This is a genomic window from Streptomyces coeruleofuscus, from assembly GCF_039532725.1.
GTDB classification, from domain to species: domain Bacteria; phylum Actinomycetota; class Actinomycetes; order Streptomycetales; family Streptomycetaceae; genus Streptomyces; species Streptomyces coeruleofuscus.
This window is the reverse complement of record NZ_BAAASE010000020.1, coordinates 1-15,793: the sequence shown is the minus strand read 5'-3', so window position 1 is coordinate 15,793 and position 15,793 is coordinate 1. Positions and strand designations below refer to the sequence as shown.

Below are 15,793 nucleotides of genomic sequence, written 5' to 3'. Positions count from 1 at the left end.
AGGTGAGGCGGTGCTGCCCCAGGTGGCGAGCGCCTTCGAGGTATCCGTCACGCTGATGCTCGGGGCGCTCGTCGTCACCATCGCGGTCTCCGCGCTGGTCAGTGCCCGCATCCTGTATCTCGGCTCCCGGCGACGACCGCACCAGGCGACAGGGGCCATAAGCGTCGCCGTCCTCGGGGCGCTGCCCAAGTTCCTGCTCGCCTCATTCCTTGCCACCATGTGCGGAGTGTGGCTGGGCTGGTTCCCCTCCAGCGGCTGGGAGGGACCGGTACGCCGATGTCGATGGTGCTGCCCTCACTCGCCCTCGGTCCACCCCGGCCAGCAGGGTGGTGCCGGAGACGCTGTCGGGCGAGCCGTTCTGGGCCGCTGCTTTGCGGGCGGAGTGGGTAGCCAGCCAGATGAACCCTGAGGGTTTTCCAGAGGCCGGGGGACATCGTCGCCGTCTGAAACCGGCTCGCGTTCCTGGCCGAGACCGGGAAGATCACCGCCCAAATGCGCGGTCAGGGCCGTACGCTACGCGGCGCGGTGCTGACCCGTGTCCGTGCCCTCGGACTGACGCATCCGGGACAGCCGCTGGTCGGTCTGCCGACCGACTTCCGGCTCCAGCGGGCCCAGGGGTTCGCGCTCGGCGCGGAAGGCGGTCATTGGACCACTTCGCTGATGTGGTTGACGCAGACGACCTTGGGCTGGGTCATCTCCTCGAAGGCGAAGCGCACGCCTTCGCGGCCCATGCTGCCGTACTTGAATCCGCCGAACGGCATGGCGTCGAAGCGGTAGTCGGACGAGTCGTTGATCATGACTCCGCCGGCTTCCAGCAGCCGGGCCGCGGTCAGGGCGCGGTCCAGGCGGGAGGTGAAGATGCCCGCATGGAGGCTGTAGTCGATGGCGTTGGCCTGCTCGATGGCGTCCTCGAAGGACGTGAACGGCTGCAGCACGACGACCGGGGCGAACACTTCCTCCTGCCAGATCGAGCAGGTCGCCGGGACGTCTTCCAGGACGGTCGGCGCGTACAGGGCGCCGGTGGCGTCGTTGCCGCACAGCAGCGCCGCGCCCTCGGCCACCGCCGTGTCGACCTTGGCCCGGGTGGCGGCCGCGGCCTCCGGGGTGATCATGGGGCCGACGTCGGTGCGCTCGTCGAGCGGGTCGCCGACGCGCAGCAGCCTGGTGCGGGCGACGAAGGCGTCGCGGAAGCGCTCGTAGACCTCGTGGGCGATGAGGATCCGCTGGGTGCCGATGCAGTTCTGGCCCGCGGCCCAGAACGCGCCGGAGACACAGGAGGCCACGGCCTCGTCCAGGTCAGCGTCGTCCATGACGATGACCGGGGCGTTGCCTCCAAGATCCATGGCGAGCTTCTTCAGGCCGGCCGTGCGGGAGATGGCCTCGCCGGTGGCGAATCCGCCGGTGAAGGACACCATGCGCACGTCGGGGGCGGCCACGATCGCGGCGCCGATGTCGGCATCGCCGTTGACGACGGTGACGATCTCCTCGGGCAGGCCCGCCTCGATGAGGGTGTCGACCAGGCGCAGCGCGGACAGCGGTGTCAGAGCGGACGGTTTGAGGATGACCGCGTTGCCGCCTGCGATGGCCGGGCCGAGTTTGTGGACGACCAGGTTGAGGGGGTCGTTGAACGGGGTGATGGCGGCGATGATGCCCAGCGGTTCGCGGGTGAACCAGCCCTGCCGTTTCTCCGAGCCCTCGTAGGAGTCGAAGGGGATGACCTCGCCGGCGTTGCGCCGCGCCTCGGCCGCGGACAGGGACAGGGTGTTGACCGCGCGGGCGACTTCCTTGCGGGCCTGGGTGATGGTCTTGCCGGCCTCGCTGACGATCAGCTGGGCGAAGGACTCGGCGCGCCGCTCGACCAGATGGGCGGCGCGTTCCAGGACCGCGGCCCTGGAGGCGCGGGACAGCGCGGCGGCGGTGCGGCGCCCGCACCTGGCCTGCTGCAGGATGCTACCGGCGGCGCCCGCGTCGACGGTGGGCACCGAGGCGATGACCTCGCCGGTGTAGGGGTTGTGCACGGGCACCGTGTCGGTGCCCAGTTCGATGCCGGGCGGCACGGCGGTGTCAGACACGGTGCGTCTCCTGGAGGACGGGGCGCGTGGGCGCGGTGTCGTCGTCCGCGTGGCGCTGGTGGATGGCGATGATGTCCGACAGCAGGGCGTAGGCGGTCTCGATGCGCCCGGCGCCCGGCCCGGACACCGTGACCGTGCCGAGGAGGTCGGTGTGGAAGGCGACCGCGTTGACCGGGCCGGAGATACCGGCGAGCGGGTGATGGGCGGGCAGGGCGAGCGGGGCGACGCGGGCATCGACGCTGCCGTCCTCGTGACGGGTGGCGGAACCGACCAGCTTCCAGCGCAGCCCCTTGGAGGCGGCGTCCCGCACCTCGTGGGGAGTGATCGCGGAGATGCCCTCGCAGAAGACGTCCTCGCGGCGCAGGTCGGCGCCGAGGACCTCGTTGGCCAGGATCATGACCTTGAGCTGGACGTCGTGGCCCTCGATGTCGGCGGTGGGGTCGGCTTCGGCGTACCCGAGCTCTTGGGCCTCGGCGATGGCTGCCGAAAGGTCGATGCCCTCTGCGAGGCGGCCCAGGATGTAGTTCGAGGTGCCGTTCATGATGCCCTGGACGCCGGTGATCTGAAGGCCGCCGAACATGCGCTCGGCGGTGCGCAGGACGGGGGTGCCGCTGAGGACCGAGCCCTCGAACTCGAAACTGACACCACGCTCGGCAGCCAGTTGCTTCAGTGCGCGGCCGGCGAGTGCGACCGGTCCCTTGTTGGTGGTGCACACGTGCTTGCCCGATTCCAAAGCCCAGCGCACATGGGAGAGGGCCGGCTCGCCGTCGGCGGGGTTGGTGAACGTCGCCTCCACGACGATGTCGGCTGGGACCTCGCGGATCACCCACTCGTTGCGCGGATCCGCGCTGCCGCCGGCGTTGCCCGCGAAGCTCAGCTCCCCGGGCTCGGCGGCCACCAGCGGCGCCAGATCGATGCCGTCGGTGTCCACCAGGGAACCGGCCCGCAGATCGGTGATCGCCACCACCCGCAGGGCGAAGCCCAGTTCCTCGGCCAGGCGCTCCCCGCTCTGGGATATGAGCTCGGCAAGCGCGCGGTTGACGCCGCCGAACCCGATGAGGGCGAGATCGTATCGGCCCATGAGATCGCTCCTTCACTGTCCGCCGCCTTCACGGTGCGGCTGCTTAAGAGCCTCGCTTCCGCGCCTGTCACCTGCTCCATGCCGCAATGGCCACACGGCATGCCGATCTGCACCGTTGTGATGACGGTTCGCCCACCCTGGGTCCGGCGACTCACGGGGCCGTGCAGTGACGGCAAAGCGGTGACCACTCCCGCACGCACGGGGCGCTCTTCGCCGCTTCCTTCTGATTTTCCGGGCCGGTTCTCGCTACAGGCCCACGACGGCGGCCAGTTGGGATCGGAGGGTGCCGGCGTGGGGCTGCAGGGTGCCGTCGAAAGCGGCGGATCCGATGGTGAAGGCGTCGGCTCCGGCTGATGCGAGTGCCTGTATCTGGTCGGTGCTGGTGATGGAGCCGGCGACGACCAGGCGGCCGGTGGTGGCGGCGCGGGCGGCACGGACCAGATCGAGAGGGTCGGCATCGGTGGCGCGGTAGGCGAGGAGGTCGACGCCGGCGCAGCCGGCGGCCTCGGCTCGTCGGCAGTCATCGGTGATGCGGTCCGCGGTGCCGGCCAGGCGGGTGGGGTGCCCCAGGGGCTCTCCGGCGAAGGGCAGGTAGCCGATGGATGTGCCGTGCAGGACGTTGAGGGTCTCCTCGATCCAGGTGCCGCCCATCAGCCAGTCGACGCCGAGTTCGGTGGCCGTCCGTACTGAGGCAAGTGCCTGGTCCCGGTGGGTGCTGACGACTTCGAGGTAGGTGGTGGCGCCCATGTTTTTGATGCGGGTGTGGAGCTTGGAGAGGGTGTCGGGGTCGACACCGATGTCTTTGAATCCGATATGGGTGATGCCGAGGTCCTCGATGGTGTCGAGGACCTCGAGGCAGTCCGTGACGGTGCGGTCGTCGCGAGTGAGCATGAAGATGAAGTCCATGGCGTCTTTCGGTTCCTTTTCCGGGGCTGATGTGTTCGGTGGGTCAGGGGCGGGCCGGTGCCCCTGAGGACAGGCGGTCGGCATGGGTCAGGGCGGCGAGCAGACTGGTGTGGTCGGCCGTGCCGAGACCGGCGATGTCGAAGGCGGTGCCGTGGTCGACGCTGGTGCGGACGAACGGCAGGCCGATGGTGATGTTGACGCCGTGTTCGATCCCGAGGTACTTGACGGGGATGAGGCCCTGGTCGTGGTACTGGGCGACCACGGCGTCGAAGGCTCCGGCGCGGGCTCGCATGAAGACGGTGTCGGCGGGCCAGGGTCCGCTGGCCTGGATGCCTTCGCTCTGGGCGCTCTGGATGGCGGGGGTGATGATGTCCAGGTCCTCGCGGCCGAAAAGGCCGTTCTCCCCTGCGTGGGGGTTGAGGCCGGCGACGGCGATGCGGGGGGCGGGCAGGCCGCTGCGCTGGAGCGTGCGGTGGGTCAGGCGGATGATGTCGAGTACCCGCGGGGTGGTGATCGCGTCGATCGCGGTGCGCAGTGACTGGTGCACGGTGACCAGGACGATCCGCAGTTCCTCGGTGGCCATCATCATCGCGTAGTCCGTGGTGCCGGACAGGTCGGCGAGGATCTCGGTGTGCCCGGGGTAGGGCACGCCGGACAGGCGCAGCGCTTCCTTGTTGATCGGCGCGGTCACCAGAGCCCGTATCTCCTGGGCCATCGCGAGCTGGATACCGCGGCGGACGTACTGGAAGGAAGCCGCTCCGGCTCGGGCGTCGAGTGTGCCCCAGGGCAGGTCGGCCGGAAGGCCGTTCTCTGCGAGGACGTCCACCGTGCCGGGTGCGAACTCCGCCTCATCGACCGATGAGATGGGGCGGAGTGCGAGCTGGGTGTCGGCGATCTTGTCGGCGCGGTCGAGGACGTCCATGTCGCCGATGACGATGACGGGCACGGTGCGCCGGGGATCGGCGCACGCTTTGAGGGTGATCTCGGGGCCGATGCCACAAGGGTCGCCCATGGTGATGGCGATCGGGGTCATGTGTGCTCTCCTGGGTCGGGGCGTTGTCGGATGAGGTGGCACAGGCGCAGGAGCAGGGCGTCGTCGCCGAAGCCGCCTGCCTTGATCAGCACGGGAAGAGGGAGGGGGCCGGTCAGGGATCCGCGGACGACGCCGGGTTCGGGTTCGTCGAGCAGGTCGATGCCGGTAGCGCCGAGGGGCTGGAGCACGGTAGTGGCCGTTTCTCCCCCGGTGATGACGAGTGCGTCGACCGTGTGGTCTTCGCTCAGCGCCTTGACGACCGTTGCCTGGGAGCGGGCCAGTACTTGTGCGGTCTGGGCCGTGTGGCGTTCATCGGGTGTCCGCAGGGTGAGGATGGGGGCTGTCAGGCCTCGCAGCGCCTCCACGGCCGGGGCCGGATCGGCGCTGACGGTGATCCCCTGGACGTCCGCCCTGGTGTGCAGCGTGGCCAACTGCCGTCGGGTCGCCGGGTTGGTGCTGCCGACCACGATCAGTGGACGTCGGGCCGGGGTCGGCAGTGATGCGGTGCTGCCCGTAGCGCGTGCACACCCTCGGGCCAGGGCGGCCGCCAGACCCGGGGAGCCGACCCACAACACGTCGTCAAGCCGCGGCACCGCTGCCACCAGACGGTCGAGGTCGCCGTCTTCGGCGGCGGAGCAGACGATCAGGTCACCGTTTTCGATCAGATCGGGCAACTCGGCTGCGCGGTCCGGCTGCACGAGAACGGCCTCCGGGAACAGCATGGCGAGGTCCGAGCAGCGCACGGGGTGTACCGGGTCGCGGGCGTAGTCGCTCTCGTGGACCGGCACGCCCCGCACGTACTGGACACCCTCCACCGTCACTCTGCCCTCAGCGGGAAAGGCCGGAGCGATGACGACGGCCCGCCTGCGCGATCCCGCCCATGCGGCCCGGACCTCTGCCGCGACATGACCGCGCAGAGTGGAATCCACCGTTTTGAACAGCAACTCGGAGTCGGCGAACAGGCGGGCCGCCCGCCGCGTACGCGAAGCGGCGGCCTCCTCGTCCAGCACCCGGCTCCCCAGGTCGACCGCGCTCACGCCCACGGCGGGCCGAGGCACGCTTGCTGGGGTGGTGAGCAGGATCCGGGCGTCGTGGCCTGCCTGGCGGAACGGCGCGGCACCGTCCCCTGCGCTGGTGAGGTCGTCCGCCAGGATGGCAATTTCCTGCCGTACGCCGTTGCGGGATGTCATGCCTCACCTCTCCGTCAGCCGCTCTTCGCTGTGACCAGATCAATAGTCGTTCAGATGAAAGGGCAGGACAAACGATTCATTCTCACAAGACCTGTGAGTACAATTCACGCATGCGTTGGCCGGACCTTCCTCCTCTGAATACTCTGCTGCCTTTCGAGGCGACCGTCCGGCACGCGAGCATGACCGCAGCGGCGCAGGAACTGCACGTCACGCACGGCGCGGTGAGCCGGCAGGTGCAGAACCTGGAACGGTCCCTTGGAATATCGCTGTTCGAGCGACAGACACGCGCCCTGCGTCCGACCCCGCAGGCACGACAGCTGGCGGCCGTCGTCCGGGATGCGCTCGATCAGATCGATGCGGCAGCCCGGCAGATCTCACACCGCACCCCCGCAGGACCGCTCACCCTCTCGTGTGAGCCCACACTCCTGATGCGATGGCTCATTCCCCGGCTCCCCGATCTGGCCGTGAACGTGCCGGACGTCGCTGTCCACCTGTCCGCAGGCGGCGGCCCCGTCTTCTTCGAGCGGGACGACATCGACCTCGCGATCCGTCGAGACGACTTCCCTTTCCCCGAAGAGGCGACGAGCCGGACCCGCTTGTTCGCAGAGCGGATCGGACCCGTCTGCCGGCCCGAGCTCGCGGCACGCCTGACCGGCGCCGGTGTGTCGCAGGTAGCCCTTCTGCACACCGACACACGACCGCAGGCGTGGGACGACTGGCGACGCATCACCGGCATGAAAGCAGAGCCCGCCTCCCAGCAGACCCTGGAGCACTTCTACCTGACCCTCCAGGCCGCCGCGGCCGGCGTCGGGGTCGCCATCGCACCGTATGCCGTCGCGCGCGACGACCTGGAACGAGGGCAACTCGTCGCACCCTTCGGTTTCGTCCCCGACGGCACCAGCTACCACCTCCTCAGCCGTCAATCACCCGAGCAGGACGGACGCGTCCGCCGGCTGACGGCATGGCTGCGGGCGAAGACGAGCCAGCTCGAAAACGATTCCTAGGGCATTCCCAGGACACGTTTCCGGTGTATCGGGGACAGGCGTATTCAGAACGCCGTGTAGCCGCCGTCCACGGGAAGCACGGCGCCGGTGACGTATGACGACTCGGGGCAGGCCAGGAAGAGGACCGCATCGGCGACCTCTTCGGGGGTGGCGAGCCTGCGGAGCGGGATGGAGTCCTCCCTCACGCGCCGGTAGGCAGCGGCATCCGGTCGTCGCTGGAACGAAGCCTCGATGATCGGCGTCGCGGTCAGACCTGGCGCCACCACGTTGACGCGGATGTTGCGGGAGGCCCATTCCATGGCAGCGCCGCGCGCGAGTGCGATGAGGCCGCCCTTGGCCGCGGAGTACAGGGTCTGGTTCGGCATGCCGACCATGCCGAGGCGCGAGCTGACGCACACGATCGACGCTCCCGGCTCGGGAGCCAGCGGCATCAGGTGTTTCATGACCAGGAACGCGCTGAGCAGGTTGCCGTGGAGCACGTCGCGCGCGGCGTCGTAGGTCATCTCTTCGAGCGGGCTGGACGCCTGCAGTCCATGGCAGAGGACGACCACTCCCACGTCCCCCAGGTGGTTCGCTGCTCGGGCGGCGAGTTCGCGGACGAAGGCCTCGTCGTTGAGGTCGCCCGGGAGGTAGAGGTCCTCCGGATGGTTTTCGGGCAGCTCGGGCCGCCGTCCGGTCAGCAGAAGATTCGCCCCCTCCCGGCGGAAGTGGGAGGCCACAGCCTGACCGATCCCACTCGATGCACCGGTGATCACGGTGTTGACGTCCTGGAGTCTCATGTTCGTTCCGATCCAAGAAGTGGTGGGTTCGTCGTCGAGCGTGGGCTGTCTGTTCACGCCAGTGCCTGGCCGCGGCCTGCGACGGTTTCGGGCTGCAGCAGGTCCGCGAGCGTCTGGGCAGACAACAGGCCTCTTTCCAGGACGAGTTCCGCGACTCCCCTGCCGGTGGCGAGGGCTTCCTTGGCGATGTCGGTGGCGGTGGTGTAGCCGATGTGCGGGTTGAGGGCGGTGACCAGGCCGATGGAGTTCTCCACGCTCGCGCGCAGCGCCTCGGTGTTGGTGGTGATGCCGGACACGCACCGCTCGGCCAGGATCAGGCAGGCGTTGCGAAGGTGCGTGATGCTTTCCGACAACGAGTGAAGGATGATCGGCTCGAAGGCGTTGAGCTGGAGCTGTCCGGCCTCGGCGGCCATGGTGATGGTGACGTCGTTGCCGATGACCTCGAAGGCCACCTGGTTGACGACCTCGGGTATCACCGGGTTGACCTTGCCGGGCATGATCGACGAACCGGCCTGCACGGGCGGGAGGTTGATCTCGCCGAGGCCGGCGCGCGGGCCGGAGGACAGGAGCCGCAGGTCGTTGCAGCTCTTCGACAGCTTGACCGCGATGCGCTTCAGCACGCCGGACACCTGCACGAACGCGCCGCAGTCCTGGGTCGCCTCCACCAGGTTGGCGGCGGTGACCAGCGGCAGCCCGGTGATCTCGGCGAGGTGACGACGGGCGGCCTCGGCGTACCCGGCGGGGGCGTTGAGGCCCGTCCCGATCGCCGTCGCGCCCAGGTTGATCTCATGGACCAGCTCGACTGCCTCGGCCAGGCGGCTGCGGTCCTCGTCGAGCATCACGGCGTACGCCGAGAACTCCTGCCCCAATGTCATCGGCACCGCGTCCTGAAGCTGGGTGCGGCCCATCTTCAGGACGCCACGGAACTCAACGGCCTTTGCCGCGAAGGCGTCCTGAAGGGCGGCCATGGACTTGAGCAGGCCGTGCGCCGAGCACACGGTCGCGATCTTCACGGCGGTCGGGTAGACGTCGTTCGTCGACTGACCGAGGTTGACGTCCTCGTTGGGGTGCAGATGCTGGTACTGGCCCTTGCTGTGGCCGAGCAGCTCCAGGGCCCGGTTGGCGACGACCTCGTTGGCGTTCATGTTGGTCGAGGTGCCGGCGCCGCCCTGAATCACGTCGACGACGAACTGGTCGTGCAGCTTGCCGACGCGGATCTCCTGGCAGGCCGCGACGATCGCGCTCGCCTTTCGCGGCTCCAACAGGCCCAGTTCCTCGTTGGCGAGGGCGGCGGCCTCCTTGACCGCGGCCAGGGCGTCGATCAGATGCGGGTAGGCGGAGATCGGAGTGCCGGTGATGGGGAAGTTCTCGGTGGCGCGCAGGGTGTGAATGCCCCAGTACGCGTCGGCGGGGACGTCCCGGTCTCCGAGCAGGTCGTGTTCGCTGCGGGTGACTGAGGCGGTCATGGCGGGAGGGGCCTTCTTTCTCGGAGCACTTCAGGCATGGGTTCAAGGGCGGCAGCATCACTGCGCGCTCGGCCCTGTCGCCGCGGATCAGCAGCCGAGCAGCTTCGGCAGGCCCGTCAGGTCGGGCAGCTCGTCGTAGGGCTGGTAGTCGGCGCTGCCCGGGCGGCCGTAGCGGTTGATCCACACGCGGCGCTTGAGGCCGAGCCCGCGGGTCGGGATGAGGTCGTACTCCCAGCCCTGGGCGGTGTGGATGACCTGGGACGGCTCGACACCGATGGCGTGGAAGGCGTGCTCGAAGGTCTGCCGGTCGGGCTTGTAGGCGCCGGCCTGCTGGGCGGTGATGACGTGGTCGAACTCGACGCCGATGTTCTCGACGTTGCGTGCGATCAGCTTGTCGTCGGTGTTGGAGATGATGGCGATCTCGTACCTGGTCTTCAGCTGTCGCAGGGCGTCCGGGACCTCCGGAAAGGGGCCGAAGGTGGGGACGGCCTCGACGAGGGCGTCGCCGTCGCACTCGCGGTACTCCAGGCCGTGCAGGCGCATGGCGTTTCGCAGGCTGGAGTGCAGGATCTCGTGGTAGGGGCGGTAGGCCTCCAGGACGGCCTGGAAGCGCATGACGCGGAAGTCGTCGAGGAACTCGTCGACTTCCAGGTTGTCCAGGTCCAGCCGGCCGGAATCGGCCAGGATCTTCAGAGTGGTGGGGCCGAGCTGGAAGTCGATCAGGGTGCCGTAGGCATCGAAGGTGACGATCTCTCGCACGGAGTGCAGCCTCGATTCACGGGTTTCGGGGAGCTTGGGCTCAGACGATGCGTTCGCCGGGGGCGACTATCGCGTCGAGTGCGGTCAGGTCGGCCGCGTCGGGGACCCAGTCGGCCGCCGCCGCGTTGGCCGTGACCTGCTGCGCAGTCATGGCGCCGCAGATCGCGGAGGCGACCGCGGGGAACGCGGCCAGGGCGCCCACGGCGACCTGGAGGAGGGTCAGGCCGCGCTCGGTGGCGTACGCGGTGAGGGCCTCGACTCGGTCGAGGGCGGCGTCGGTGAGCCAGCCCTGTCGCCAGGACAGCCGGCTGCCGGGCGGGGGTTCCTCGCCGCGCCGGTACTTGCCGCTGAGCAGGCCGTTGGCCAGCGGGTAGTACGGAAGGAGGCCCACGCCGTGGCGAAGGCAGGCAGGGATCAGGTCGTTCTCGGCCTTCCGGTCGAGCAGGTGATAGCGGGCCTGGGTGGAGACGAAGGCACCGGTGAGCCGCTCGGCCGGAAGGTTGGAACATCCGAGATACCGGATCTTGCCCTCGGCCACGAGTTCCTCCAGCGCGGCGACCGTCTCCTGAAGCGGGGTGAGGCCGTCGGGCTCGTGGTACTGGTACAGGTCGATCCGGTCGGTGCCAAGGCGGCGCAGGGAAGCTTCGACGGCATACCGGATGTAGGGGCCGGCACCGCGCCGGCCGTACAGGTCGGCCTCGGTACTCATCTGCATACCGAACTTCGTGGCGAGGACGACGTCGTCACGGTGGCCCTTGAGGGCGGCGCCGAGGAGGCGTTCGCCGTCGCCGCGCGAGCCGCCGCCCTCGCCGAGTCCGCCGTACACGTCGGCGGTGTCGAACAGTGTGATGCCCGCGTCGAGGGCGGCGTGGACGACGGCCTTCGTACCGTCCTCGTCGAGGCGGCTGCCGAAGTTGTTGCCGCCCACGCCGACCACCGACACGGTCGGGCCCCGCTTTCCGATGAGGCGGTACCTCATGCTCAGTTCCGGAATCCGATGCAGACGTTCTTCGTCTGCAGGTAGCTGGACAGGCCCTCGAGACCCTTCTCCCGACCCCAGCCGCTGTGCTTGTAGCCACCGAAGGGAAGCTCGACGCCTGTGCCGACACCGGTGGCGTTGACGAAGACCTGACCGGCCCTGATGCCCTCCGCCAGACGCATCGCCTTGTCGATGTCGCGGGTCCACACATAGGAGGCGAGGCCGTACGGACTGTCGTTGGCGATCTCCAAGGCCTCGGCCGCGTCTTCGAACTCGATGACCGTGACGACAGGACCGAAGATCTCCTCACGAGCGCAACGGGCCTGGTTGTCCAGTCCGGTCAGCACGGTCGGCTCGACGTAGTAACCGTCGGCCAGCTCAGGGTCCGCGGGGGCGCCTCCGCCGGCCCGCGCGACGGCGCCCTCCTCCCGCGCCAGTTCCAGGTAACCGAGGACCCGGTCCCGCTGCCGCGCGGCGACCAGGGGACCGACGTCGGGGTCGGTGAGGCCCGGACCGACACGCAGGGAGGCGGCGTGCGCGACGAGCTTCTCCAGGAACTCCTCGGCGCCGCGCTGGAGCAGCAGCCGGGTTCCGGCCGAGCAGGTCTGCCCGGCGTTGCCGAACGCGGAGGCGGCCACGGCTTCGAGCGCCAGGTCGAAATCGGCGTCGGCGAAGACGACGACCGGGGACTTGCCACCCAACTCCGTCACGGAGGGCACCACGTTGGCGGCGGCGGCCTGCGCCACCTTGATGCCGGTCGGCACGGAGCCGGTGAAGGTGACCTGGTCGATGCCGGGGTGGCCGGCCAGGGCCGCGCCCGTCTCGGCGTCGCCGGGGACGACGTTCAGGACACCTGGCGGAAGGCCGCACTCCAGGGCGATCCTGCCGATCTCCAGCGGGGTGAGCGGTGCCTCCGGGGAGGGCTTGAGGACTACCGTGCAGCCTGCGGCCAGCGCCGGGGCGGAGCCCCGGGCGGTGTTCTGCAGCGGGTAGTTGAACGGGATGATCTGGCCGGAGACGCCGATGGGCTCACGGACGGTGTAGTCGATCAGACCGGGTCCGAGCGGGATCGTCGTCCCGCCGAGCTTGTCGGCGACGCCCGCGTAGAACTCGAAGTAGCGGGCGGCCGCCTCCACGTCTCGCCGGGCCTGGCTGAGCGGCTTGCCGACGTCCTGGCTCTCCAGCCGGGCCAGCCCTTCACCCTGCTCGCGGATAGCCTCGGCGATCCTGTGGAGCAGCCTGCCCCGGTCGGCGGCGCGCATCGCCGCCCACTCGGGTGCCGTGAAGGCCGCGCGCGCCGCCGCCACGGCCTGGCCCACCTCTGCCTTGCCGGCCAGCGCCACGTGGGCGATGGCCACGCCGTTCGACGGGTCGATCGCGGTGAACGTGCGGCCGTCAGCGGCCTGCACCTGCTTGCCGTCGATCAACAGGTCCACGTGCTTCGCCTGCTCGCGTTCGCCGGTCACGGCCGGATCTCCCCTTCAACGGCGCCGAAGATGACGACCTCGTCGCCGGGGCGCACGGTCCGGATACGGCGGACCCACAGCACGATGCCGTCCTGCGGGGCCGACACCTCTTCGAGGGTGTTGCCGTAGTGGTCGGTGATGGTGGCGATCCTGTCGCCTTCCTTGCAGGTCTCCCCCGGCTCGGCGTGAGCGACGAAGAAGCCGCCGGCGGCGGAGCGGGCGAAGGTGCCGGAGACCGTCGTGTAGGAGTCCCGCAGCTCCGCCTCGCCGTCGATCATGCCGAGGCGGCACAGGATGTTGCGGATCGAGTCCATGTGGTGCGCGACGTTGACCTCGCGGTACGTGGCGCCACCGCACTCGATGGTGATGGCGGGCTTGCCGGCCTCGAGGACGGGATGGCGGATCGTGCCGCCCCACTTGCCGCCCTTCCAGACCAGTTCGTGCCCGGCCGCGAGGGCGATGTCCGTCGCCAGGTCCTCGTAACCTCCCTGGAGGATGACCAGCGGGGCGATCTCGCCGTAGGCACCGCCGGTGTGCAGGTCGACCACGGCATCGACGGCGGGGACGACCTGCTCGACGAAGGTGGCGGCCAGACGCTGCGAGTACGAGCCCTCAGCGTCCCCCGGGAAGATCCGGTTGAGGTTCAGGTGGTCAAGGCCGCTGGCGCGGGCGGCCGCCTCGAAGGCGGGGGTGTTCATACAGGGGATGCCGACGACAGTGCCGCGCAGGGTGGCGGGGTCGATCTCGGCGAGGACGCGGCGGATGGCCTCCTGGCCGTCGTACTCGTCGCCGTGCACGCCCGCGTCCACGCACAGGACCGGGCCGTCCTCGGTGCCGTTGACGACGATGAGAGGTATGCCGAGCTCAACGCCGTAGCTGCTGGTGCCGACCGGGATCAGACCCTGGGCGCGCTCGCCGGGGGCGACGGTCAGCGGACCGATGGAGTACATGTGGTTCCTTTCCAGAACATGCGTCAGATGCGAGCCGACGCTTCGGCGAGGCGGGACGACGAGGTGGTCTTCCTCGCGGAGCCGAGCGATTCGTGGGCGGCCATGGTCAGCAGCAGGTGCCACTGAGCAGTGGTGGTCATACGGCCTCGCCCCCAGGAGTCGCGACGCCCACCGTGTTCTCGACCGACAGCAGGGAGTCCTGCCGTCCGGAGCCGAGCCAGCGGACCAGGGCCACCAGGGCGAGGGCGAGGATGGCGAAGGCGATGAGGATGGCGCTGATCGCGGTCACGCTGGGGTCGATGTCGAAGGTGAGGGAGTTGTAGACCTGGACCGGCAGGGTGACGGTGTCGACGGAGGAGAGGAACTGGGAGATGTAGAACTCGTCGAAGCTGGTGATGAAGGAGAAGATCGCCGCGGCGATCATGCCGGGCGCGGCGAGAGGGAAGGTGATGCGCCGGGCGATGGTCAGCCGGTTCGCGCCCATGCTGGCGGCGGCGTCCTCGAGGCGTTCGTCGATGCCGCGCAGGGTGGCGATGAGGATGAGGACTGCGATGGGTGAGGCGAGCACGGTGTGGCCGAGGGCGATGGCGAGCGGGCTGCCCAGCATCGCGGCGGGTTCGAAGAGGAGGAACAGCCCGAGTGCGGTGACGATTTGCGGGATGAGCAGGGGGCCGAGGACCAGGGCGTAGACCGCGGAGCGCAGCGGGAGTTCGCTGCGGGTCAGGGCGGTCGCCGCGCTCACGCCGATGATCAGCGAGAACACGGTGCTCAGACACGCGACGAACGCGCTGAGTGTCAGGGCGGCGGGCCATTTGCTGCCGTCGGCGAACAGTGCCTTGTACCAGCCCAGCGTCCAGGAGTCCGGGGGGAAGGCGGCGAAGGCGTTGCTGCTGAAGGAGGTGACGAGGATGACGACGATCGGCAGGGCCAGGAACAGCAGGATCACGGTGGCGACCGCTGTCAGGGCGATCCGCCCGGCGAGGGTCTTGCGCAGCTCCATCATGAGTTGCTCCTCTTCCTGCGGCTGGCGCCCAGGGAGCTGACGAGCTTGACCAGCAGCAGCCCGGCAAGGGTGAGCAGCAGCAGGATGACGCCCTGGGCGGCCGCCCCGTTCCACTGGTTTTCCTTCGTCACCTGCTGGTTGATCAGGGTGGCGATCATCGTCTGGTTCGGTCCGCCCATCAGGGCCGGGGTGATGTAGTAGCCCAGCGACAGGATGAAGCTCAGCAGTCCGGCACTGGCCAGCCCGGGAGCCACCAGCGGCAGGTAGATCCGGCGGAAGATCGTCACGCGTCCCGCGCCCATGCTGGACGCGGCGGCCAGCAGGCGGCGGTCCACGCCGCGCATCACCCCGTACAGCAGCAGCACCGTGTACGGCAGCATCATCGAGGTCGTGCCGATCACCACACCGAGCTCGTTGTAGAGCAGCCGGAACGGCGCTCCTGGTACCGCCATAGCGCCCAGGGTCTCGTTGACCAGGCCCTTGTCACCCAGCAGGATGATCCAGCCGTAGGTGCGCACCAGGGCGCTGATGAAGTGCGGCACGACCACGATCAGCATGGCCAGTGCCGCCCACAGGGGCTTGAGCCGGGAGATCGCGTTGGCCAGGAGGAAGCCGAAGACGAGGCTGAGCAGCGCCGTTTCGGCGGAGATCCGCAGCGTGGTGAACAGGACGGAGAGGTTGACGCCCGTCAGCGCATCGGCGTACCAGTGCAACGTGAATGACCCGTTGGCGTTCTTCAGGCTGAGGAACAGTGTGCTGAAGATCGGGTAGACGAACAGCACCAGCAGGTAGACGACGACCGGCAGTGCGTAGAGGATCCCGGCCCGGGTCTTGCGCGAGGCCAGGAGCTTGCGCGGTGGCGCGGGTGCTTTGGTGGTGAGGGTGGCGGCCATGGCTCACCCTGCCTGTTCGGTGGGGAAGAGGTTGACGTCGTCGGGGTCGGTGGTGATCCCGACCCGCTCGCCGGCGACGGGGCCCCGGCCGGCCGGTACCTCCAGGCGCAGCAACGGTGCGTCACCGCCGTCGATCCGCACCCCCGCGCGGACCAACGTGCCCACGTAGGTGGCGGTCTCCACCGTGCCGGTACAGAAACCGTCATCGGTGG

Annotated in this window: 16 protein-coding genes; 1 reads left to right on the top strand and 15 read right to left on the bottom strand. The window is 69.2% G+C overall.

The window, feature by feature from the left end; genetic code table 11:
- Window positions 1–513 precede the first annotated feature (513 nt).
- The 6 genes from ABFX81_RS41510 to ABFX81_RS41485 all read right to left on the bottom strand — a co-directional run bounded on the left by ABFX81_RS41510 (window position 514) and on the right by ABFX81_RS41485 (window position 6,282).
- Window positions 514–645 (bottom strand): hypothetical protein, encoded by a 132-nt coding sequence (locus ABFX81_RS41510; protein WP_346139662.1) that lies wholly within the window; start codon window positions 643–645, stop codon window positions 514–516.
- Entirely contained in the window at window positions 642–2,072 is a 1,431-nt protein-coding gene (locus tag ABFX81_RS41505) for an aldehyde dehydrogenase family protein (protein ID WP_086841501.1), read from the bottom strand. The genes ABFX81_RS41510 and ABFX81_RS41505 overlap by 4 nt, the downstream gene beginning before the upstream one ends.
- On the bottom strand, window positions 2,065–3,153 hold the full coding sequence (locus tag ABFX81_RS41500) for a homoserine dehydrogenase (RefSeq protein WP_086841503.1): 1,089 nt from the start codon (window positions 3,151–3,153) through the stop codon (window positions 2,065–2,067). Before ABFX81_RS41500 ends, ABFX81_RS41505 begins: the two co-directional genes overlap by 8 nt.
- A gap of 246 nt (window positions 3,154–3,399) precedes the next feature.
- Entirely contained in the window at window positions 3,400–4,059 is a 660-nt protein-coding gene (locus ABFX81_RS41495) for a hypothetical protein (RefSeq protein ID WP_086841505.1), read from the bottom strand.
- A 43-nt stretch (window positions 4,060–4,102) separates the two neighbouring features.
- Complete coding sequence (gene pdxA, locus ABFX81_RS41490) at window positions 4,103–5,092, bottom strand: 4-hydroxythreonine-4-phosphate dehydrogenase PdxA (RefSeq protein WP_346139661.1); 990 nt, start codon at window positions 5,090–5,092, stop codon at window positions 4,103–4,105.
- A complete protein-coding gene (locus tag ABFX81_RS41485; protein WP_086841507.1) occupies window positions 5,089–6,282 on the bottom strand; it encodes a four-carbon acid sugar kinase family protein in 1,194 nt (397 codons plus the stop codon). The genes pdxA and ABFX81_RS41485 overlap by 4 nt, the downstream gene beginning before the upstream one ends.
- Here ABFX81_RS41485 and ABFX81_RS41480 point away from each other — a divergent pair.
- Window positions 6,276–7,286: a LysR substrate-binding domain-containing protein gene (locus ABFX81_RS41480; protein ID WP_346139660.1), complete on the top strand. Its 1,011-nt coding sequence runs from the start codon at window positions 6,276–6,278 to the stop codon at window positions 7,284–7,286. The genes ABFX81_RS41485 and ABFX81_RS41480 overlap by 7 nt on opposite strands.
- Before the next feature lie 44 nt (window positions 7,287–7,330).
- Here ABFX81_RS41480 and ABFX81_RS41475 read toward each other — a convergent pair whose 3' ends face one another.
- The 9 genes from ABFX81_RS41475 to ABFX81_RS41435 form a co-directional block, all read right to left on the bottom strand.
- A complete protein-coding gene (locus tag ABFX81_RS41475; protein ID WP_086841511.1) occupies window positions 7,331–8,065 on the bottom strand; it encodes an SDR family oxidoreductase in 735 nt (244 codons plus the stop codon).
- 53 nt (window positions 8,066–8,118) lie between these two features.
- Window positions 8,119–9,531 carry an aspartate ammonia-lyase gene (gene aspA, locus ABFX81_RS41470; RefSeq protein ID WP_086841513.1) on the bottom strand — a complete coding sequence of 471 codons (1,413 nt, stop codon included), beginning with the start codon at window positions 9,529–9,531 and terminating at the stop codon, window positions 8,119–8,121.
- 87 nt (window positions 9,532–9,618) lie between these two features.
- Window positions 9,619–10,290, bottom strand: a complete 672-nt coding sequence (locus ABFX81_RS41465) for a haloacid dehalogenase type II (protein WP_086841515.1) — start codon at window positions 10,288–10,290, stop codon at window positions 9,619–9,621.
- A gap of 40 nt (window positions 10,291–10,330) precedes the next feature.
- Complete coding sequence (locus tag ABFX81_RS41460) at window positions 10,331–11,269, bottom strand: aldo/keto reductase (RefSeq protein WP_086841517.1); 939 nt, start codon at window positions 11,267–11,269, stop codon at window positions 10,331–10,333.
- A 2-nt stretch (window positions 11,270–11,271) separates the two neighbouring features.
- Window positions 11,272–12,735: an aldehyde dehydrogenase family protein gene (locus ABFX81_RS41455; RefSeq protein WP_086841519.1), complete on the bottom strand. Its 1,464-nt coding sequence runs from the start codon at window positions 12,733–12,735 to the stop codon at window positions 11,272–11,274.
- The gene (locus ABFX81_RS41450; RefSeq protein ID WP_086841522.1) at window positions 12,732–13,685 is read right to left on the bottom strand and encodes a succinylglutamate desuccinylase/aspartoacylase domain-containing protein; all 954 of its coding nucleotides are present in this window, start codon (window positions 13,683–13,685) and stop codon (window positions 12,732–12,734) included. Before ABFX81_RS41450 ends, ABFX81_RS41455 begins: the two co-directional genes overlap by 4 nt.
- A gap of 136 nt (window positions 13,686–13,821) precedes the next feature.
- Window positions 13,822–14,688: an ABC transporter permease subunit gene (locus ABFX81_RS41445; protein WP_086841524.1), complete on the bottom strand. Its 867-nt coding sequence runs from the start codon at window positions 14,686–14,688 to the stop codon at window positions 13,822–13,824.
- Window positions 14,685–15,581 (bottom strand): ABC transporter permease subunit, encoded by an 897-nt coding sequence (locus ABFX81_RS41440; RefSeq protein WP_086841526.1) that lies wholly within the window; start codon window positions 15,579–15,581, stop codon window positions 14,685–14,687. Before ABFX81_RS41440 ends, ABFX81_RS41445 begins: the two co-directional genes overlap by 4 nt.
- Before the next feature lie 3 nt (window positions 15,582–15,584).
- Window positions 15,585–15,793: TOBE domain-containing protein (locus ABFX81_RS41435; RefSeq protein WP_346139659.1), on the bottom strand; the 209-nt coding region annotated here is incomplete at its 5' end.